This is a genomic window from Marcopretia estuarina LEGE 06307, assembly GCF_056633115.1.
On sequence record NZ_JBSJOY010000003.1, the window covers coordinates 361,171 to 379,836 of the forward strand.

18 protein-coding genes are annotated in these 18,666 nt (G+C 65.7%); 11 read left to right on the top strand and 7 right to left on the bottom strand.

The features are described 5' to 3' along the window. The first annotated feature begins 112 nt into the window (after window positions 1–112). Complete coding sequence (locus ACWJI3_RS09415; RefSeq protein WP_480203549.1) at window positions 113–1,156, top strand: formamidase; 1,044 nt, start codon at window positions 113–115, stop codon at window positions 1,154–1,156. A 204-nt stretch (window positions 1,157–1,360) separates the two neighbouring features. Here the strand turns inward: ACWJI3_RS09415 and ACWJI3_RS09420 are convergent, their stop codons facing one another. The 5 genes from ACWJI3_RS09420 to ACWJI3_RS09440 are packed head-to-tail and all read right to left on the bottom strand — an operon-like array spanning window position 1,361 to window position 5,738. Beyond that, window positions 1,361–2,260 carry an alpha/beta hydrolase gene (locus tag ACWJI3_RS09420; RefSeq protein WP_480203550.1) on the bottom strand — a complete coding sequence of 300 codons (900 nt, stop codon included), beginning with the start codon at window positions 2,258–2,260 and terminating at the stop codon, window positions 1,361–1,363. Next, on the bottom strand, window positions 2,257–2,964 hold the full coding sequence (locus tag ACWJI3_RS09425) for a phosphoesterase (protein WP_480203551.1): 708 nt from the start codon (window positions 2,962–2,964) through the stop codon (window positions 2,257–2,259). Before ACWJI3_RS09425 ends, ACWJI3_RS09420 begins: the two co-directional genes overlap by 4 nt. Further along, a complete protein-coding gene (locus tag ACWJI3_RS09430; protein WP_480203552.1) occupies window positions 2,964–3,833 on the bottom strand; it encodes a metallophosphoesterase family protein in 870 nt (289 codons plus the stop codon). The genes ACWJI3_RS09425 and ACWJI3_RS09430 overlap by 1 nt, the downstream gene beginning before the upstream one ends. A 28-nt stretch (window positions 3,834–3,861) precedes the next feature. Then, window positions 3,862–4,662, bottom strand: a complete 801-nt coding sequence (locus ACWJI3_RS09435) for an ATPase (RefSeq protein ID WP_480203553.1) — start codon at window positions 4,660–4,662, stop codon at window positions 3,862–3,864. Further along, the gene (locus tag ACWJI3_RS09440; RefSeq protein ID WP_480203554.1) at window positions 4,659–5,738 is read right to left on the bottom strand and encodes a CobW family GTP-binding protein; all 1,080 of its coding nucleotides are present in this window, start codon (window positions 5,736–5,738) and stop codon (window positions 4,659–4,661) included. The genes ACWJI3_RS09435 and ACWJI3_RS09440 overlap by 4 nt, the downstream gene beginning before the upstream one ends. A gap of 126 nt (window positions 5,739–5,864) precedes the next feature. On the opposite strand from ACWJI3_RS09440, the gene ACWJI3_RS09445 reads away from it, so the two are divergent. After that, a complete protein-coding gene (locus ACWJI3_RS09445; protein WP_480203555.1) occupies window positions 5,865–6,617 on the top strand; it encodes a polysaccharide deacetylase family protein in 753 nt (250 codons plus the stop codon). Here ACWJI3_RS09445 and ACWJI3_RS09450 read toward each other — a convergent pair. Then, a complete protein-coding gene (locus ACWJI3_RS09450; RefSeq protein WP_480203594.1) occupies window positions 6,572–7,300 on the bottom strand; it encodes an esterase/lipase family protein in 729 nt (242 codons plus the stop codon). The two genes, ACWJI3_RS09445 and ACWJI3_RS09450, sit on opposite strands and share 46 nt — an antisense overlap. Before the next feature lie 376 nt (window positions 7,301–7,676). Between ACWJI3_RS09450 and ACWJI3_RS09455 the strand changes: the two genes are divergently transcribed. The 7 genes from ACWJI3_RS09455 (at window position 7,677) to ACWJI3_RS09485 (ending at window position 13,446) form a co-directional block, all read left to right on the top strand. Then, a complete protein-coding gene (locus ACWJI3_RS09455) occupies window positions 7,677–8,069 on the top strand; it encodes a sll1863 family stress response protein (RefSeq protein ID WP_480203556.1) in 393 nt (130 codons plus the stop codon). A 64-nt stretch (window positions 8,070–8,133) separates the two neighbouring features. Continuing rightward, window positions 8,134–8,934: a fructokinase gene (locus ACWJI3_RS09460; RefSeq protein WP_480203557.1), complete on the top strand. Its 801-nt coding sequence runs from the start codon at window positions 8,134–8,136 to the stop codon at window positions 8,932–8,934. A gap of 117 nt (window positions 8,935–9,051) precedes the next feature. Further along, on the top strand, window positions 9,052–10,119 hold the full coding sequence (gene cax / locus ACWJI3_RS09465; RefSeq protein WP_480203558.1) for a calcium/proton exchanger: 1,068 nt from the start codon (window positions 9,052–9,054) through the stop codon (window positions 10,117–10,119). Between the two features lie 4 nt (window positions 10,120–10,123). Continuing rightward, window positions 10,124–11,317, top strand: coding sequence for a pentapeptide repeat-containing protein (locus tag ACWJI3_RS09470; protein WP_480203559.1), 1,194 nt, complete (start codon window positions 10,124–10,126; stop codon window positions 11,315–11,317). A gap of 259 nt (window positions 11,318–11,576) precedes the next feature. Continuing rightward, entirely contained in the window at window positions 11,577–11,825 is a 249-nt protein-coding gene (locus ACWJI3_RS09475) for a hypothetical protein (RefSeq protein WP_480203560.1), read from the top strand. 600 nt (window positions 11,826–12,425) lie between these two features. After that, complete coding sequence (locus tag ACWJI3_RS09480; protein WP_480203561.1) at window positions 12,426–12,803, top strand: hypothetical protein; 378 nt, start codon at window positions 12,426–12,428, stop codon at window positions 12,801–12,803. A 346-nt stretch (window positions 12,804–13,149) separates the two neighbouring features. Continuing rightward, window positions 13,150–13,446 carry a hypothetical protein gene (locus ACWJI3_RS09485; RefSeq protein WP_255140537.1) on the top strand — a complete coding sequence of 99 codons (297 nt, stop codon included), beginning with the start codon at window positions 13,150–13,152 and terminating at the stop codon, window positions 13,444–13,446. Between the two features lie 6 nt (window positions 13,447–13,452). Here the strand turns inward: ACWJI3_RS09485 and ACWJI3_RS09490 are convergent, their stop codons facing one another. Continuing rightward, a complete protein-coding gene (locus ACWJI3_RS09490) occupies window positions 13,453–13,668 on the bottom strand; it encodes a chlorophyll a/b-binding protein (protein ID WP_094510060.1) in 216 nt (71 codons plus the stop codon). A 133-nt stretch (window positions 13,669–13,801) separates the two neighbouring features. On the opposite strand from ACWJI3_RS09490, the gene ACWJI3_RS09495 reads away from it, so the two are divergent. Beyond that, the gene (locus ACWJI3_RS09495; protein WP_480203562.1) at window positions 13,802–14,764 is read left to right on the top strand and encodes an ABC transporter substrate-binding protein; all 963 of its coding nucleotides are present in this window, start codon (window positions 13,802–13,804) and stop codon (window positions 14,762–14,764) included. Beyond that, window positions 14,761–18,666: a response regulator gene (locus tag ACWJI3_RS09500; RefSeq protein ID WP_480203563.1), complete on the top strand. Its 3,906-nt coding sequence runs from the start codon at window positions 14,761–14,763 to the stop codon at window positions 18,664–18,666. Before ACWJI3_RS09495 ends, ACWJI3_RS09500 begins: the two co-directional genes overlap by 4 nt.

Here is an 18,666-nt window from a genome sequence, read left to right on the forward strand (position 1 = left end):
GCGCGCCTGGCCGCTCGCATGGAAGAGGCGCATGGGCGAGGCGGAGGGGCGAGGTGCACCAAAACAGTGCCTGAAGCGACAGATTCAGCCTTGCGAGATTTCTAGAATGATAATGACTATCATTCTTGCAAGCATGGGCAGCACCGGCAGCGTCAGCGCCTGGGAGGAGTCTCTTCTCGTCGCGATGATTCAATATCCCGTTCCCGTGATCAAAAGCCCCTCAGACATCCAGACCCAAGTGGATCAGATCTGCAGGGCTGTCGCTTCCACCAAAGCGGGCTACCCAGACCTCGATCTGGTTGTGTTCCCGGAGTATTCAACGCAGGGGCTGAATACGGGGATCTGGACCTATGACGAGATGCTGCTGCGCATCGACTCGCCGGAGATCGACCGCTTCCGCGCAGCCTGCAGAGCGAATGATGTGTGGGGTGTGTTCTCGTTGATGGAACAGAATGATGACCCCAGCCTGCCACCGTTCAATTCAGCCATCATCATCAACTCTCAAGGAGATATTGCCTTGCACTACCGAAAGTTACAGCCATGGGTACCGATCGAGCCATGGTCCCCGGGGAATTACGGCATGCCTGTCTGCGATGGGCCGAAGGGGTCGAAGCTGGCTGTTTGCATCTGCCACGACGGAATGTTTCCGGAACTCGCTCGAGAGGCCGCCTACAAAGGAGCCAATGTTTACATCCGCATTTCTGGCTACTCCACGCAGGTCAACGATCAGTGGATCTGGACCAACAAAACAAATGCGTGGCAGAATCTCATGTATACAATATCCGTGAATCTTGCTGGTTATGATGGGGTCTTCTATTATTTCGGCGAGGGCACAGTTTGCAACTATGATGGTAACGTGATTCAGCAGGGGCAGCGGAATCCGTGGGAGATTGTCACCGCAGAGCTGTTTCCGCGACTGGCCGACAAGGCCAGAGAGAATTGGGCACTTGAAAACAACATCTTCAACCTGGGCTGCCGGGCCTATGTCGGCAAACCCGGTGGGGAAAAAGAAAACTATCTCACCTGGGTCAAGGATCTGGCCGATGGTTGCTACAAGCTTCCCTGGGATGAGAAGGTAAGAATCAGAGATGGCTGGAAGTATTACCCAGAAGGCGTCAAACTGGGGCCCATCAGTCAGGCGAACCTGCCTGGGTGATGTCCATGGCAGATGCTCTCAGCCGATCTGCCCGGCTCATCTGCTGAGGGCATCTGCCTGACTGACCTGCCTGACTGACCTGCCTGGCTGATCTGCGTAGCTGCTCTGCCCAGCTGATCTGGTCCGGGCGGTCGCTGGAATAGACGGTCGCTGGAATAGGCGGTTGTCGGAAGGGAGCTACGACCGGGGCGAAGGCCGACCCGGTCAGTTTCCTGCGTCGTTGTCTTCCAGCAACCGTTGAGCCAGCGCGGCGCCGAATTCCTGGTGAAGCCCCAGCCGCCCCGGGAATGTCGACACCTGATCGGCAGCCTCGGCCAGCTTCTGCATCTCCTCGCTGGAGCGCGGTGGTGCTTCCCCCGCCAGCACCACATGGAGAGGGCACTCCAGCTGGCGGGCCTGGTCCAGCCACCAGTCCCGCTGCTCGGCGGCGTCCAGCCCACCACTCACGAAGGCGGCGCTGGCGAAGCGCGCGCCGCGGCGGCGGGCCAACCGCTGCTGCTCCCGCAGCCGCTCCGGCGTCAGCAGGGCCCGGTTGACCCACACATGGCGCCGCAGCATCAGCTGCAGCACCGCCTGGCTGGTGTTGAGCCGGTAGAGCGTCGGGCCGATCAGCGGGGCGGCCACCAGCTCCCGCAGCCAGCCGAAGCGCTGCGGCGGCCACCCGGTCATGGTGGGCAGAGGGCCTCGCCAGGTGGGCGCCACCAGCACGAGGCGCCGCCACCGATCTGACCATTCGCTGGCGAGACCGAGGGCGATGGAGGCGCTGTGCCCAGCGGCCACCAGCGTGAGGCGCGCGTGGTTCCGGCAGCTCAGGTAGCTGAGGATGGCGCGGAGGCACGAGCGCAGCAGCTCAGCGTCGTAGGTCAGGGCCTGGCGCTCGCTGTCACCGAAACCCGGCCAGTCGAAGCTCACCAGCTGCCGCTGATCCTGCACGGCTTCCGCCAGCGGCTGCCATTCGCTGCGGCTTGACACGGTGCTGAGGGCCGGCAGCAACAGCCAGGCGGGGGCGTCAGCCGGGCCACGGCGCTCGATCACCACGCGCAGACGTCGGCCGGCCAGATCGAGGAACAGCGTTTCCAGCACGCCATCGAAGCTCGGGTTCATGCGAACCCCCTGCTCCCTGAGCGGCTCGAGCTGTCGGCCGTGCGGAAATCGATGTGATCACTGCCGGGGTCGTAAAGGGTGTAGCTCAGCCCCCGTCCGACTCCGATCACCTTGCGGCTGGGCACGGCCTGGCGCTGCTTCCGCTCTCCCTCGTGGTCCCGCAGCCGCGATTCGATCCCGCCACCGCACAGCTCCACGCAGAACTGCTCGCCACTGCGGGCTGTGAACAACCGATTCACCTCCATCCGCGTGAGCCGATCGAGCAACCGCAGAGGTGGGCTATCGGCAGCAAGGCAGTCGCCCACGTCGGCGGAGCTGCCGTGCAGCAGGGCGCAATCCAATTCGATGAACCCGAAACGCAGCGCGGCCAGCCAGCTGAGCTGGCCGGGATCCACAGCCTTGAGCAGCGCTTCCACGGCCCCATTCCCCTCGCGCTGGCGCAGGGCATCGGCGCGGCGCTCGCCGCGATAGCCCCGTTCGGCCAGCAGCTGCTCTTCCCACCACCCATAGAGGCAGTGCGGCTGCAGCTCGCCGCGGCGTGGCCGCTGCAGCCGTTCAAGCAGAGGGTTGCAATCACGGGTGGGGCCGATCAGATCCCCGAGCACAAACAACGTGTCAACGTTGCGGCGGCGCAGATCGGCCTGCACCGCCTCATAGACCTCGAGGTCACCGCACAAGCCGCTGAGAAGTGCCCAACGTGCCATCAGCGCTCACACACGTGGCCGGGATCGTCGGCTCGCTCGGCGTATTCGAAACCGTGGCGCAGGCGCCAGGCGAACAGCGGCGGCAGTCCGGTTGCCAGGATGGCCTGACAGGTGCGCTCCACGTCGTAAGGGACTTCGCGGATCTCCACCAGGTCGGTCTGTTCGTCGTGGATCACATAGGTGGCATTGGTGCCGCCGTGCCGTGGTTCTCCCACGGATCCCGCATTGACGATCCGGCGGACGGGAAGGGCAACCTCCTGCTCGGTGGGCGTCGAAGGCGGCGCTTGTGCCAGCCGTTCCTTCAGTGGCTTCCCTCCTGCGGGGGCGCTGGCCACGGACCTGCGCACCCGCAACCTGATGGAACCCTCGCAAAGGTCTCGCACATAGGGGCGGTGGGTATGGCCGCAGAAGAGCGTGTCGGCCTCCGCCGCTTCCACCCGCTCAAGGGCCGCGAAGGCGTCCATGTCGGGCAGCAGGTATTCGTGCTGGCTGTTGGGGCTGCCGTGCACGAACAGCAGGCGGTCGCGGCGCAGGGAAAACGGCAGGCTGGCGAGGAACTCCTTGTTCTCCTCACTGAGCTGGGCAGCTGTCCAATGGTGAGCTTGCTGTCCCCGCCGCTCAGCCAGCTGGGACGGGTAGCTGCATTCGCAGGCGTTGAGCCCTTCGATGATGTCCTCATCCCAGCAGCCCTGGCAGGTGGGGATCGAGCGGGCGCGGATCAGTTCCACCACCTCATTGGGCTGGGGGCCATAGCCCACCAGATCGCCGAGGCAGGTGATCCTGTCGATGCCGAGCTGCTCGATGTCGCTGAGCACCGCTTCCACGGCGGCGAGGTTGGCGTGCAGACAGGAGATGACGGCGTGGGCCATGGGGCGGCGGTGGGTGGAGAGGAGGCAGTCAGCGGGTGGCGGGGAGCGGAGCGCCACCGGAGCGTTGTGGGGCTTGCTGCAGTTCGAGCACCGCATCGCTCAGCAGGGCATCGGCGATCGTGGCCTCGAGGCCGGCGGCATCCAGGCGTTTGCCCTGCACCACCAGCCGCGAGAGGCGCTGCGGGCGGCCTTCGGGCGGAGCGACCGCCTCCAGCGGCAGGAACTGAGACCCCTCCTGGCTCACGATCCAGTTGCAGTAGAAACTGCGACCATCGGGCAGGTTCATCAGCGCCTTGGCGCGGTAGACGTCGCCGTAGGCGCCATTCACCAGCTCAAACCAGAAGCTGTTCAGGCTGGGGGGATCCCAGACGCTTCGGGTCAGGTCAAGGCTCCAGCACTCCAGGGCGTTGAACTGCAAGGTGTCCTGAGCGGGAAGGTCCGCGTCGCGGCCGAAGTGCAGATGGCGCTGCGGCAGGAGTTGCAGAGCTTCCAGCCGGGGGAGCAGTCGAGGGTCGATCCCCTCCAGGCCGGCCTGGGGAGGGTGCTGCCACTGGGGCAGCTCGATCAACGCCAGCAGATCCTGCGGGCGGCCTGCCGGGTCCTGGCCTGATGGGGCCTGATCTGATCGGGCCAGATCCAGCAGCCCCGGACACTGATCCACCAGGAAAGCCCGATCGATTCCCCCATCCGGGGCCTGCTGGAGCTCCCCGGTGGCGAAACCCTCCAGCCGCAGATAACTGCAGGGCCCCTTGTGGGCTTGCAGCTGGTTGAGGATCCAGCTGGTCTTGCCGCAGCCAGGCGGCCCGGAGATGAGCAGCACCGTGCTCATGGCGCCACCATGCAGGCCTCGAGCTGGGCCTTGAGAATGGCCGGATTCAGTCCTTTACCGATCGCCACCACCTTGGTATGGCGAGGCGTGCCGGCAGGCCAGTCGGAATCATCAATGGTGAAGCGCTTGCCGCAGAGGTGGAAGAGGTGGCGGCGCTCGCTCTCCCGAAACCAGAGCACCCCTTTGGCCCGGAACACCGTGGAAGGGAGCTCGTTATCGAGGAACGACTGAAACCGGCGCAGGTCGAACGGGGTCTCCACCGACAGGGACACCGAAAGGAACCCTTCCAGCTCAGGAGTGTGGGCATGGCCCACTGAGTGGCTGTGGCCGTGATCGTGGCTGTGGTTGTGGTTGTGGCTGTGGCTGTGGCTGTGGCTGTGGCTGTGGCCGTGATCGTGGCTGTGATCCTGGCCTTGGACTGGGTGCCGGGCATCCGCGAGGGCATCCTCGCGGGCCTGCAGCTCGGCCAGACGATCGGTTTCGAACAGGCCCACACTCAGCAGCATGGCCAGGGGGACCGCGCCGTGGTCGGCCCGCAGGATGCGGGCGTCGGTCTTGATCTCGCGCAGGCAGGCCTCCACCGCGAGCAGGCGCTCCTCCTCCACCAGGTCGCACTTGTTGAGCAGCAGGATGTCGCCGTACACCACCTGGGCCCGGGCAATCGGGCTGTCCAGGGCCGTGACGGCAAAGTGTTCAGCATCGATCAGGGTGATGATCGAATCGAGCCGCAGCTGGTCGCGGAACTCACCGGCCATGAAGGTCATGGCCACAGGCAGTGGATCAGCCAGGCCGGTGGTTTCCACCACGATGTAATCGACAGGGTCCGGGCGGTCCAGCACCCGCTCCACGGCCTCCTGCAGCTCGCCGTTGATCGAGCAGCAGATGCAGCCGTTGCTGAGTTCCACCATGGCGTCGCTGGTGGCCACCACCAGCTCGTTGTCGATGCCGACTTCGCCGAACTCATTGACCAGCACGGCAGTGCGCAACCCCTGTTGGTTGGTGAGGATGTGGTTGAGCAGGGTGGTTTTACCGGCTCCGAGGAAGCCAGTGAGGACGGTGACGGGAACCTGTGCCATGAGGCGAGAACAAACGACCGTCCAGCCCTGAAAGCACGGCTGAGAACGGTTCTCATTCTGCCCCCTCCAGCCGCCTGCGGTGGCAGGTTGACGCACACGGCTCTCCTGGACTGAGCGATCGCCGCCATGCCCCCACTCCCACTCCCGCCGGCCCTGATCGCACTGACCGCGCTGGCCGGGCTGCTGCTGGGCCTGATCCTGCTGGCCCTGATCGTGCTGCTGCCGTCGCTGGTGATCCGCACGCTGCTGGCGCCGCTCAACCCGGCGGTGGTGTTCTGTGGCGGGGGCCGGCAGCGGCGGCTGGCGCTCACGATCGATGACGGGCCCAGTGGCGCCGGCTCACAGGCGCTGCTGGAGCTGCTGCGGGAGCTGGAGGTGCCGGCCACCTTTTTCCTGATCGGCTCCCATCTGCCCAACGACCCGCACTTTCCCCGTCGGGCCCTGGAGCAGGGGCATGCCATCGGCAACCACTTCTGGCGCGATGTGCGCTCCGCCGGGCTCGATCAGGCGACGTTCCTGGGCCAGCTGGGTGACACCGAAGCGGCGGTGGAGCGGGCTGCGGCGCCGCAGACGCTGCGCTGGCGCTGGTGCCGCCCGGGGCGGGGTTGGTTCCACGCGGCGATGCTGGGCTGGCTGGCGGAACGCGGCTACCGGCTGGTGCTGGGCTCGATCTTTCCCTGGGACACCTATCAACCACCGCTGTGGTTCGTGCAGGCCTTCGTGCGGCTCAACGTCCACCCCGGCGGCATCCTGGTGCTGCACGACACACCGGAGCTGAGCCCGCGCACCCAGGCCAGCCTGCGCTGGATCGTTCCCGCGCTGCGCCGACGCGGCTACAGCTTCGTGCCGCTGGCGGAGCTGCTGGAGGCGGCGGGCTGAGCCAGCTCCCACCAGCGCTCCACCACCTCCGGGCTGCCGTACCAGCACGGCCCGAAGGCACCGCCGTGGGCCACGCCCGCCAGCACCAGCGGGGTGGAGCCGGCCAGCAGGGCGGAGGCCACCGGCACCAGACCGTCGCCGCGATCGGCGGCATCCCCGGTGCTGTTGCGGTAAGCGGTGGGGGCCAGGCGCTGGGCCAGCGGGCTGGCGGTGGCCAGATCCAGATCTCCCGCCACCGACACGTACTGCACCCGATCGGCGAAGGGCGACCCGGGCAGGCGCTGCTGCACCAGCTCACGCAGCACCGTGGCCTTGAGGGCGGTGTGGGGACTGCCCAGCATCACGAGCGTGTCGGCCAGGGCCTTGCCGTCGTAGGTGCGGCCCTGGAAGGGGGCGTGATCGAGGAAGAGGCGCAGCATGATGCCGCCGGAGCTGTGGCCGATCAGGGTGACCCTGCCGGTGGGGGATTGCTGCGCCAGCTCCGCAGCGGCGGCGGCGACCCGATCGAGGATGCGCGCCCAGGCGAAGGCGAACACGGTGAGCAGCCATTCGGGCTTGCCCACCGCCACCAGCTGCACGGGCTGACCGCTCAGCTGCTGCAGCCGCGCCACCATCGGCGCATAAGCCTCGGCGCTGATCAGAAAGCCGCCGAGCAGCAGGATCGGTTGGCGGGGAAGGGGCATCGGCGGGGCGCGCAGGCGTGGGGTGCGGCTGAACAGCACCACGATGCCAAATGGGCGCAGCAACGCAGCAGCGAGATGTTGACGTCTCAGCCACAACGAATAGGTTGAAGGTAACGAGCGCGCCAAGCGCTTCCGCCGTTTCAAAGGCTTCGTTCCCTTTCATCAGTTCCGTGCTCGCCGAATGGTCTGACAACCATCGCCTGAGCACCTGAACCAACGGCCCCGCCCTGTTGCGCCCCTCATGCGCCGAGCCCCACAGGGGCCGGTGTCACCGAACGGCGGAAAGGATCTCCCCTCCGATTCCGCAAAGCCGCAGCACTTCGGGTGCAGCCAGCGGAGCAGCGCGTTCGATGTTGCCATCACGGAGACATGCACCATGACGACCACCAACGCACCGATGAACAACGCACCGGTGAACAAAGCCCTGCTGAACAACGCACCGTTGAGCAACGACAGCCGCAACGATCAGGAGCGCGCCAATGCTCAACTCAAGGAAGCGGTTCTCAACAAGAAACGCGTGCAGATCGAGGCCTGGTCGGCGCAGATCGAGCAGCTGCAGGAGGGCCTGAGCGGCCTGGCCGACTCCGTGCGCAGCACCACCCGGCAACGCCTCGACGATCTCAGCAATGCCCGCAACCAGGCCACGGCCCAGCTGGAGCAACTGCAGCAGAGCAGCCAGGAGAACTGGGACGCGCTGCTGCAGCAAAGCGATGCCTTCTTTCACGACCTGGCTGATCGCTTCCATCGCTTCGCCAGCGAAAAGGACTGACCCCGGCGCACAGCCAACCGCCAACGCCACGACCACAGTCCCCCCCCTTTACCCACACCCAGCCATGACCCTCACCACACCCCAACGTCCCCACGCCCACACCGACGTGGTGGCCTTCTCCCAGGCGCTCCATGACGCAGAGGAGACCCCCACCGCAGACGCCAAAGCCGCAGCGGCCCACACCCCACAGGCCCGCAACGAAGACGCTGACAACGAAGACACCCGCGACCAGGACGCTCCCGGCGCGGGTGGCCACACGCCGGCTGGCCTCACCGAAGCGATGCTGCCGGAGATCAACGAATCCTTCTGGCTGCTGATCACCAGCGACGCCCTGCTCGGCGCCAGCCAGCACCAGGTGCTGCAGATGGTGCTCAACCGCACGGCACCCAGCAGCGTGCTGGTGGCGCTGGATGTGAACTGGCAGGCGGAGCACTGGGGTCTGCCCCCTGAAGCGGGGCCCACGGCGGAGGTGCTGCGGCGCTTCCAGCCGCTGGCGGAAGCTGCCGCCTTGATCCGCTGCACGTCGCAGGAGGCGGAGGCCTTCTTCTTCAGCCGTGATCCCGAGCGCATCAAGGAGCGGCTGGCGCACCGCCCGGCGGTGCTGGTCACCGATCCGGCAGGTGTGATCCGCTGGAGCATCGGCGGCCACTGCGGGCGCATCGCGGCGGGGCTGGTGCAGAACCCGGACATCTTCCTGGCCGAGATGCTCGAAAACCTCTGCGCCAACCCCCAGCTGCTGGCCACCGCCGGCCGGGGCATCCAGGCCATCGCCGATCCGGATCGGCTCTGCGAGCAATTGCGCAAGGCGGCTGCCGCCTCAGGGGAACGCCGCCAGGAGGCTCGCCCCCTGGTGGCCATGGCCTGAACCGGCGCAGGCGGGAAGCGCATCGCTGCGCAGTGCCTGGGTGAGCGCACCCAGGCCTGGAGTGCGGCAGCACCAACCTCCACCTAACTTCTGTCTGCCCGCTTGAGCGCTGTCCCCATGACCATCCGCCGGGTTGCCTCGATCGGGTTGCTGGCGATGGTGCCGGTCTCGATCGCGGCGGAAGCGCTGCACTGGGGTGACGTGGCGGTGTTCGTCACCTCGGCGGTGGCGATTCTGCCCCTGGCTATCTGGCTGAGCACCGCCACCGAAGAGCTCTCGCTGGTGTTCGGCCCCTCGATCGGGGCCCTGCTCAATGCCGTCTTCGGCAACGCCACCGAGCTGATCATCGCCCTGGTGGCGCTCAAGGCCGGCCTGGTGGACATCGTCAAGGCCAGCATCACCGGCACGGTGATGGCCAACCTGCTGCTGGCGCTGGGCCTCTCGATGCTGGTGGGGGGCATCGGACGGCAGGAGCAGGAGTTCAAGCCGGTGGTGGCCCGGGTGAACGGCTCCGCCATGACCCTGGCGGTGCTGGCAATCCTGATTCCAAGCCTGGCGGTGCTCTCGGGCGGCCAGGAGGCGGAGAGCACCGAACCGTTCGGGGCCTTCGTGGCCTGGGTGCTGCTGGGCGTGTACGCCCTCACCCTGCTGTTCTCGCTGCGCACGCACCGTGGCCTCTATGAGGTGGCGGAGGCAGAGCTGGGCGAAGACCAGCTCCATGCCCCGAATCCGTGGGTGTGGCTGACGGTGCTGGTGGCGGCCACCGTCGCCCTGGCCTACGAATCTGAGCTGTTCGTGGGCGTGATCGAAACCGTCACCGAAGGCTTCGGCCTCTCCGCCCTGTTCACGGGGGTGGTGCTGCTGCCGCTGCTGGGGGGCACGGCCGAATACCTCACGGCCGTTTCGATGGCCCGCAAGAACAAGATGGATCTGTCGGTGTCGGTGGCGCTGGGCTCCACCCTGCTGGTGGCGCTGCTGGTGGTGCCGGCGCTGGTGCTGATCGGACCCCTGCTGGGCCACCCCCTGCCTCTGAGCTTTGATGTCTACGAGTTGGTGGCGGTGATCACGGCGGTGGTGGTGAGCAACCTGGTAACCATCGATGGTCGCTCCGACTGGCTGGAAGGCGTGCTGCTGCTGGCGGCCTACCTGATCCTGGCGGCCGGCTTCTACTTCCAGTCGGCCTGATCCGATGACCCCGCCGGCTGATGAACGCCCAGCGATGCCCTTCCACAGCCATGCCTTCTGGGCGGGCGTGAGAGATCTGCCGGCGTTGCAGCTGCTGATCGCCGCGGGGATCACCCTGCTGGCCCTGGTGCTGGGCTTCTCCTGGCTGGCCCTGGCGGCGGCGCTGGTGAGCCTGGTGTTGGCGCTGGTGCGATTGGCGCCTCCTCTATGGAGCCAGCTGCGCGCACGCCTCGACGACGAGGCCACGGTTCAGACCGTGGCGCTGCTGACGCTGGTGCTGGCGCTGGTGGTGCTGTCGGTGCTGCTTGGCTGGTGGGATCCGTTGGTGCGGGTCTACCGCAGCGGTGACTGGGAGGCGATCGGCGCCATCGGGGAGGGGGTGATCGGCGCCTTCGGGCAGATCCTGGTGGCGTTCGTGGCCCTGGTGATCGCCTGGCGTCAGTTCCAGGTGGATCAACGGCTCACCACCCAGCAGAACCGGATCACCCAGGGGCAGACGATCGACAGCTTCATCCAGGGCATCTCCGAGCTGATCAGTGATGAAGACGGACTCCTGGAGGACTGGCCGTTGGAGCGGATGCTGGCGGAGGGGCGGCTGGCGGCGGTGCTTGGCAGCATCGAAAGCCAGGGCAAGGCCCGCATCCTGCGCTTCCTCTCCCACGCCCGCCTGCTCACGCCCCTGCGCCGCGACCACCGCCTTGGCCGGGCCATCCTCGATGGCGAAGGCAACTACGAGGAAGACCGGCTCGCGGGAGTGCCGGTGATCAACCTGCACCAGGTGCTGCGGAGCGTGGACCTCTCCGACACCGACCTGCGCGGCATTGATTTCAACGGCGCCGACCTGCGCGGCACCAACCTGAGCAACTGCGATCTGAGCGAGGCGAATCTGGCCGGCACCAATCTGTGCGGCGCCAATCTCGACGGCGCAAAGGTGGAGGGCACCCGCTTCTTCTTCGGCCAGCCGGCCAGCGCCACCCCCACCGACGGCCAATGGGCCCTGAACCTGGAGACGGGCGAAGGCTCGGGGGCCCAGGTGATCAATGCCAACTTCTCCGACCTGCGCCAACTGGGCGACGAGGCGCGGATCTACCTCGCCTCCTGGAGCGGCCCCCGTTCCCGCAAAACCCTGCCCGGTGGCGTGAAGGGCATCCCCAACCGGCTGGAGCGTCCGCTGCCGGCGCTGCCATCTGATCGGTGAAAGGATGGACAGTTGCGCCTTTGTGCTGCAACCCACAGAAGGATGGCAGGCGTGGTGTGAGGCGCTACATCCGACAGACAAGAGCTAAATCTTGGCGCCTCAGTGGTACAGCCTGGTCGCTGGCGGGGCAGGTGGCAACTGGAGAATCCAGCCGCCTACTTTGGCAGCCAAAGAGCAGATGCTTTGGGTCGCCTTGGACTCAGCCAGCCTGAACAGAAACCTAAAGCGAGTAACGATCAGCCTAGTCGCGACATCGAGCATGTTGCTGCCACTGCATGTTCACGCCGACATTCGGGACAAGCAAAGTTACTGGTATGGCTTTCTTGTCGGAAGCGGCATCACGGTATGTGCGCTGTTGGATATCGGCTTGCTCTCCCGCAACGACGCCACTGATTGGTTAACCGAGATTTTCAAGCAAAGATCCGATATCCCCAGTGCCGCCATGGAATCAGCCAAGCAGCAACTTGCCGAAGAGTTAGGGCCCAAGGGCTGTCCCGTCCCCCGCTGAACGGGAACGAACGCCCATCTCGGTTGACGGGTTCAATTCATTTCGGCTAGCCGAGGTCAGCTTGATCGCTGCAGTGCCAATCAATGGCTGCCCAGATCAAGCCTGTGCGATGGCGCCTCATGCCCGTTCTCGTCAATCAGGCAGTTGCCTGCTCCGCATCGAGTGCTTTCCTCTTCTGCCTGTGCAACTGCCGCTTGGTTGGACGATTGCTCCTACTTGCTGATCGAATCCATGCAGTGACGTCCAGCTGGCTGCTCGTCCTTTGCAGCAAGCGCCGAATAGATCCCCGGTCGATGGCGAACCTCCCGCCGACCGGCATGATGGAGCGATCAATAATGTCAGCTGGTGCCATCAGTGACAAGCGAAGCCAGTATTGATCTCCCTCTCGACGACTGCTGCAGCCGCTGGGGGATTAGCCGAAAGGCCGTCAAATCCCGTGCTTCCGCCTTGGGGGTCGGTCTGATCAGGGAATCGAGCACACGTACGGTCTGGCCCGGTGATCTCATCCCCCTGGGCGATCAGCTGCACCAGCACTTGCAGAGGAAGGGCTGCAGCCTCTCCAATTTCTTGGCCTCAGCGCAGCCAGCAGCTACCACCAGTGTGAGCATTGAGGCCCTGTCAGTGATGCCATCAACCGGCACCAATGATCAGCGTAAAGCCCTAACGTTGCCGCCAGGAACAGCTGGCAGCGAAAGCATCCTGGCCCTAGCCGCCTTGGTGGCAGCCATACAGCCGGCGCCCAGGTTGAATCCCCTGGCGGTCGCCCGTGGCTTAGCTGAAGCGGCCAAGCTGGGAGCCTGGATCACCAGCGATGAACTGGCTCACCTGCTCGGCCTATCTCGCAGCACTGTTTCCAGCTGGAGCACCAGCCATAGCCCTCGCCCTGGCTTCATGCTGGAGCGCCGCAAAGTAGGCGTATCGGTCTGGTGGAAGGTGATACCTGAGCCAAAGCCGAAGAAAGGAAAGCCGTCGAGTTAGTCGTGCGAGTACCTATTGCCATGAATAGGAGCCCCAGGTCCAGCGAGGCGCTTTCTGCACTGCTCTTCAAAAGCCCTGGCCAGCATCACCAATCCAGCCAACCGATTCAATCAAAGCAACGGATCCCCAGGCATTTCCCCCTATAGCTGGCAACCACAGCAGCAGGATCCAAAGCGAAGTCGCAAAGCAGGGCTTGCGCATCACCAGGAGATCCTTCAGGCTGAAAGTGTCGCAACCCTGTCCGCCAAACCCCGCCCGACTGCACCACTCCCATCACCTCCGCATCACCTCCGCATCCCCACTCCCCTCCACAAGCGCCAGAGTGGGTTCATTCACTTCCCCTCCCATGGCCCCCACCCGCGAGCAGATCCTGGCCGCCTCCGCCGGCTGGGTGGCGGTGGTGCTGAATGTGGTGCCGGGGCTGGGCGCCGGCTACCTCTACCAGCGCCGCTGGAAGGCCTACTGGATCACCTCGGCGCTGGCCACCGCCTGGTTCGTGGCCGGGGCCGTGCTGGGGCAGGACGCCGCAGCGGCCGCAGAAGCCCAGAACCAGCTGGTGGGGCTGCTGGGTCTCGTGCTGCTGGCTGGGGTCACCGCCACCGAGGCGGGCCTGGCCGTGAAGCGGGTGCGCCAGGACGGCTGACGCGCCTCAGCGCAGATACCAGCGCAGCAGCGCCAGCAACTGACCGGCGGGCCCCAGGCCGGTGATCGCCTCCCCGATCAGGGCCGCCGCGAAGCCGAGCATGGCCACGCGGCCATTGAGCAGTTCCACCCCGGCCAGGGCCGCAGTGTTCCAGGGCCGGCGGGTGGTGAGCCCCTCGCCGAAGCGCTCGAGCGGCTCGTACTGGAAGGAGTCGGGAGCCATCGGGGAAGCGCACACTGCGACTGAGCCTATGGGAGCTGGGCGAATGGCTGCCGGCCGTGAACCATTTGCACGGCGGTTGAACAATCTCTGAGGCCGCGACCGCATAGGTTCAATTCATCCTCTGGCTGCACTCATGTTCCAGCGTCGAGCGCTCGCGGCACTGGCAGCCTTTGCGCTCGTTGTGATGGGCTGCCAGAAGCCCGAGGTGGTCACGATTCCAATCGCCAGTTGGCCCGGGTTTGAGTATTTCCACCTTGCCCATGTAAAGCAGCTGGATCAGAAAGCGGGGCTCGAGATCAACACCCTGGGCTTCCCTGACCCTCAGGACATCGTCAAGGCCTTTGAAGAGGGCCGCTTCCCCATCGCGCAGCTCACCACAGTGGAAGCTGTGGACATCTGCAGCCGCCAGCCGAAACGCTGCCCGGTGGTGGTGCTGATCCTCGATGAATCCAACGGCGCTGACAAGGTGGCGGTGCGCCGCTCACTCCGCACGATCCCTGCCCTGCGGGGCAAACGCGTGGCCGTCACCCCCAGCACCCTGGGCCCGTTTGTGCTGAGCAGGGCGTTGGCCCGTCATGGCATGAGCCTGGCGGATGTGCGCATCGTGGCCGTGCCCCTGGCCGACATGGGGCGCCGTCTGGTGAACGGGCAGATCGATGGGGCGGCCTTCTTTCCTCCCTTCAGCGATGCAGTGCTGGCCAGTGGTGAGGCGGTGACGGCCTTCTCCAGTGCGGAGATTCCCGGCGAGATTTTTGATGTGCTGGTGGTGAATCCGCAGTATTACCGCACCAACCGGCACGTGCTGGGGCGCCTGGTGCGGGTGTGGCAGCAGGCCCACGACCTGGCGGCTCGCGATCCAGAAGCGAAGGACATCATGGCCAGTCGGGATAATGTGAGCGTGGAGATGTTCAGGCAAACGGAAAAAGGCCTGCTCTATCGCTCACTGTTGGAGCAGCGGCCCATGCTGTTGCCTGGCGGCAAGCTCGAACGCAACCTCGCCGGCGTCCTCGCCGTGCAGAAGCAGCTGGGTTTGATTCGTGGCCGCGTGCCCCTGCCGAGGGTGAGCACGGAGCCGCTCGATCTCGCCCTGAAATGACACGCCCGGACCCCACCATCCAGACCTGGCGTGAGCGGTTGGGCGCCCTTACGCTCTCCAGCCGGCTCACCGTGCTGCTGCTTGGTGTGGGGCTCACCCCGATGGTGTTCTCCCAGGTGGTAGCGCTCAACGCCTACCGGGAGCGCATCCTCAGCCACCATCTGGATGCCACCGAGCAGATGGCCAACGGCAAGGTGGAGCAGTTGCAGGCCATGCTCACCAGCAAGGGCCTCAAGCTTGATGAGTTGGCCATGGAACTCCATAGGCAGCCTGCCACGTTCCAGCGGAATTTGGCACAGCAGTCTGCACGGCTCGGTTTTGATGAACTGTTGCTGATCGATCGCCGCTCAGGCCAGGTCATCGGCGCAGCGGTGGATCTCGCCCTGATCGGCGAATCCCCAGCGGACCGGCTCCTGCGCGACTGCGGCTTCAACAAGGTGGTGGAAGCAATGGGCACCTGGAGCCACCTGACGGTGCTGCCCTTCAAGCACGATCCCTGCACGGAGGGAACAGCCACCTGGATGGCCGTGCCGCTGAAGGACCGCACCAATCAAAATCTGTTGCTGGTGGGGCGGTTGGAGGCCGCCTCCTTCAGCGAGGTGATCAACAGGCGTTATGAGCGACTGAGTCACGGCGCTGAGGCGCATCTGGTGATCGAACAACGCCGGGGCAACGGGTGGCAGTTCCTCTCCGTGCCGATGGGGCAGGCCACCGAGGACTCCGAGTCCCTGAACTACCGACCGACTTTGAGCGGTGGTCTGACGTTTTCGGAGCGCCAACTGGGCAACGGCGGGGCCGGCTACCTGCGCACCGGCAGCGGCACATTGAAGCTCGGTGCCTGGCGGCAGATCCCGCAGAGCGATGTGGCGGTGCTCGTCACCATCCCCGAGGAAGAACCACGGCTCGACAGCCAGTTGCTCACCCAGCAGTTGCTGATGGTGCTGGCGGCCACCGCCATCCTGGTGACGATGGCCGGCGTGGGGCTCGGCCGGCGCCTGGCGGGCCCGATCCAGAAGCTGCACCAGGCGATTCAGGGGTTCGATCCTGCCGATGAAGCCAGCCTCACCCCGGTGGTGGTGAGCGGCCACGATGAGATCGCCTCCCTGGCCAGCACCATCAATGCGTTGGCCCTGCGCATCAAGGAGCGCACCAGCAACCTGCGCGAAACCAAGGAGCAACTGCACGCTTACATCCAGACGGCGCAAACCACCCTGCTGGCGCTTGATTTCGAGGGCCGCGTCACCCTGCTCAACAGCAGCGGCTGTGCGCTGATCGGCATCGCCTCCGATTCCTGGAGCGGCCTCAACTGGCTCACCGATGTGGTGGATCCCGCGGATCAGCCGTTGCTGCGCCGCTGGCTCAACGAGGCGGCCGCCTCCAGGCTGCCCCCCGAGGGAGCGTTGGAGTACCGCATCTGCACCAACCAACGCGGCACCCGCTTCATGCGTTGGCATCTGAGCCTGCTCGATGGAGCCGACGGCCAACCGATTGCCCTTCTGGGCTCCGGGGAAGACATCACCCGCCTGCGCGCCCAGAAAATCCAGCTGGAGCAGGCGCGCCAGGAGGCGGAGGAGGCGAACAGGGCCAAGAGCGAGTTCCTCTCACGCATGAGCCATGAGTTGCGCATCCCCATGAACGCGATCATCGGCTTGTCGCATCTGGCGCTGCGAACGGGGCTCAACCCGCACCAGCGCGACTACCTGCAGAAAATCAGCAACGCAGGCCAGGGGTTGCTGGGGATCATCAACGACATCCTTGATTTCTCCAAGATCGAGGCCGGCAAACTCACGCTTGAGGCCGTCGATTTCCAGCTCGATGCGGTGCTCTCCGATGTGGCCACCCTGATCGCCGACAGGATCTTCGCCAAGGGTGTCGAACTCCTCTTCCGCGTCGACGACGACGTACCCGCCTGCCTCAACGGCGATCCGCTGCGCCTCACCCAGGTGCTGCTCAACCTGCTCTCGAATGCCGCCAAGTTCACCGAGCAGGGCCAGATCCAGCTGCAGGTGAGCGTCGGCGAGCAGCAACCTCAGCAGGTGGAGGTGGAGCTGGTGTTCCGCGTGCAGGACACCGGCATCGGCATGACCGAAGCCCAGATGGGCAACCTGTTCCAGGCCTTCACCCAGGCAGAGCTGTCCACCACGCGCCGGTACGGCGGCACCGGCCTGGGCCTGAGCATCTGCCAGCGGTTGCTGGAGCTGATGGACGGCTCCATCACGGTGAGCAGCGTGCCTGGTGAGGGGTCCTGTTTCACTGCCCGCTGCCGTTTTCACCTCGGTGCTTGCGCCACCCCGCGGGCGTTGCCGGAGGCCCTGGGACAGGTGCGCGTGCTGGTGGTGGATGACAACCCCGTGGCCCGTGAGGTGATCACGCAACTGCTGCACCAGCTCCCCCTGCGCTGTGATGCCACTGGCAGCGGCGCCGAAGCCCTGGCCATGGTGCATCAAGCCAACGCCCACCAGCAGCCCTATGGCCTGGTCCTGCTGGATTGGCAACTCGGCGATCAGCTGGATGGCCTGCAGGTGGCCGCAGACATCCGCGCCAACCCGGTGATCCAGCAGCCGAGGATCTTGCTGATCACGGCCTACGGCGGCGAAGACGCCTGCCAGCTCACCCCTCCGGGGCTGCTGGATGGAATCCTGTGCAAGCCGGTCCGCTCCTCTGAGCTGATGGACCATCTCACTGCCATGTTCGGCGGCGGCGACAGCGCGGGATCGGCGGCGGCGGCGTCCGCCTCCACACAGGGCCAGGAGCTGGCGTGGGGCCTGCAGGGCCTGAAGATGCTGGTGGTGGAAGACAATCCGATCAATCAGCAGATCGCCGCAGAGTTGCTCACCATCGCCGGCGTGCAGGTGAGCACGGCCCGCAATGGAGTGGAGGCTCTCGCCTGGCTGGAGCAGCAACCGCTGCCCCCCTGCGACCTGGTGCTGATGGATCTGAACATGCCCGAAATGGATGGCTGGGAATGCACCCGTCGCCTCCGTGCCGATGCCCGCTGGCAGCAGCTGCCCGTGCTCGCCATGACCGCCCACGCCATGCAGCCGGAGCGCGACCGTTGCATGCGCATCGGCATGCAGGACCTCATCACCAAACCGATTGATCCGGACCACCTCTACGAACGGCTGCACCACTGGAGCGGCCGCCACTGTCAGGGCCCAGGCGAACCAGCTCCAGCCTCTGCCCAGCCGGCCACCCCCCAGCCCGCGCCAGCCGATGAAGAATCACCGCCGCAGAATCCGGGACTGGATCGCTCGGAGCTGAATGGTGCGGAGCAGGGAGGTTCGGAGCTGAATGGTCTGGCCCTGGAAGGCTTTGATCTGCCCGGAGCGCTCAGGCGGGTGGCTGGCAACCGCGCTCTTTACTGTCAGCTGCTGCAGAGCCTGGTGCACACCCAGGCGGATGCGGCCCAGCGGCTGGAGGCCGCCCTTAAGACCAACAATCTGAAGGAGGCGGCACTGATCGTGCACGCCCTCAGAGGGGTGTCCGCCAATCTGGGGGCCACCTCCCTGGCGGAGGCCGCCACGCGGCTGGAGCTCGAACTCAACCAGCAGCTCTGCCACAGCCACACCAGGCAGAACTTTGAGGTTCAGCTGCAGCTCACCATGGCGTGCATCCGCGCGGCCTTCGCGATGGAGCCGGCGGAGGGCACCGCCCCCTCACCGGAAGGGCCGGGGACAGCAGTGCTGAGCTTGGAGCAGCAGCACCTGCTGGGCAAGCTCGATACTCTGCTGGCCGCCTTTGATGGGGAAGCCCTGGAATTCATCAGCCAGCACCGCGAGGCCCTGATCACGACCCTGGGATCGGCGGGCTTTGAGCGCATGGCCGCTGAGCTGATGCGCTTTGATTTCTCAGAGGCGCGCAGGGCCGTGCAGCTACGCGTTCCTCCCTTGCTGCAGGCCTGA

Bases quoted from the DNA above. Each gene is read 5' to 3' on its own strand.
- ACWJI3_RS09470 (WP_480203559.1), top strand. From the start codon at position 10,124: ATGACCCCGCCGGCTGATGAACGCCCAGCGATGCCCTTCCACAGCCAT.
- ACWJI3_RS09420 (WP_480203550.1), bottom strand. From the start codon at position 2,260: ATGAACCCGAGCTTCGATGGCGTGCTGGAAACGCTGTTCCTCGATCTG.
- cax (WP_480203558.1), top strand. From the start codon at position 9,052: ATGACCATCCGCCGGGTTGCCTCGATCGGGTTGCTGGCGATGGTGCCG.
- ACWJI3_RS09500 (WP_480203563.1), top strand. From the start codon at position 14,761: ATGACACGCCCGGACCCCACCATCCAGACCTGGCGTGAGCGGTTGGGC.
- ACWJI3_RS09450 (WP_480203594.1), bottom strand. From the start codon at position 7,300: ATGCCCCTTCCCCGCCAACCGATCCTGCTGCTCGGCGGCTTTCTGATC.
- ACWJI3_RS09495 (WP_480203562.1), top strand. From the start codon at position 13,802: ATGTTCCAGCGTCGAGCGCTCGCGGCACTGGCAGCCTTTGCGCTCGTT.
- ACWJI3_RS09435 (WP_480203553.1), bottom strand. From the start codon at position 4,662: ATGAGCACGGTGCTGCTCATCTCCGGGCCGCCTGGCTGCGGCAAGACC.
- ACWJI3_RS09455 (WP_480203556.1), top strand. From the start codon at position 7,677: ATGACGACCACCAACGCACCGATGAACAACGCACCGGTGAACAAAGCC.
- ACWJI3_RS09440 (WP_480203554.1), bottom strand. From the start codon at position 5,738: ATGGCACAGGTTCCCGTCACCGTCCTCACTGGCTTCCTCGGAGCCGGT.
- ACWJI3_RS09445 (WP_480203555.1), top strand. From the start codon at position 5,865: ATGCCCCCACTCCCACTCCCGCCGGCCCTGATCGCACTGACCGCGCTG.
- ACWJI3_RS09425 (WP_480203551.1), bottom strand. From the start codon at position 2,964: ATGGCACGTTGGGCACTTCTCAGCGGCTTGTGCGGTGACCTCGAGGTC.
- ACWJI3_RS09490 (WP_094510060.1), bottom strand. From the start codon at position 13,668: ATGGCTCCCGACTCCTTCCAGTACGAGCCGCTCGAGCGCTTCGGCGAG.
- ACWJI3_RS09415 (WP_480203549.1), top strand. From the start codon at position 113: ATGACTATCATTCTTGCAAGCATGGGCAGCACCGGCAGCGTCAGCGCC.
- ACWJI3_RS09485 (WP_255140537.1), top strand. From the start codon at position 13,150: ATGGCCCCCACCCGCGAGCAGATCCTGGCCGCCTCCGCCGGCTGGGTG.
- ACWJI3_RS09475 (WP_480203560.1), top strand. From the start codon at position 11,577: ATGTTGCTGCCACTGCATGTTCACGCCGACATTCGGGACAAGCAAAGT.
- ACWJI3_RS09460 (WP_480203557.1), top strand. From the start codon at position 8,134: ATGACCCTCACCACACCCCAACGTCCCCACGCCCACACCGACGTGGTG.
- ACWJI3_RS09430 (WP_480203552.1), bottom strand. From the start codon at position 3,833: ATGGCCCACGCCGTCATCTCCTGTCTGCACGCCAACCTCGCCGCCGTG.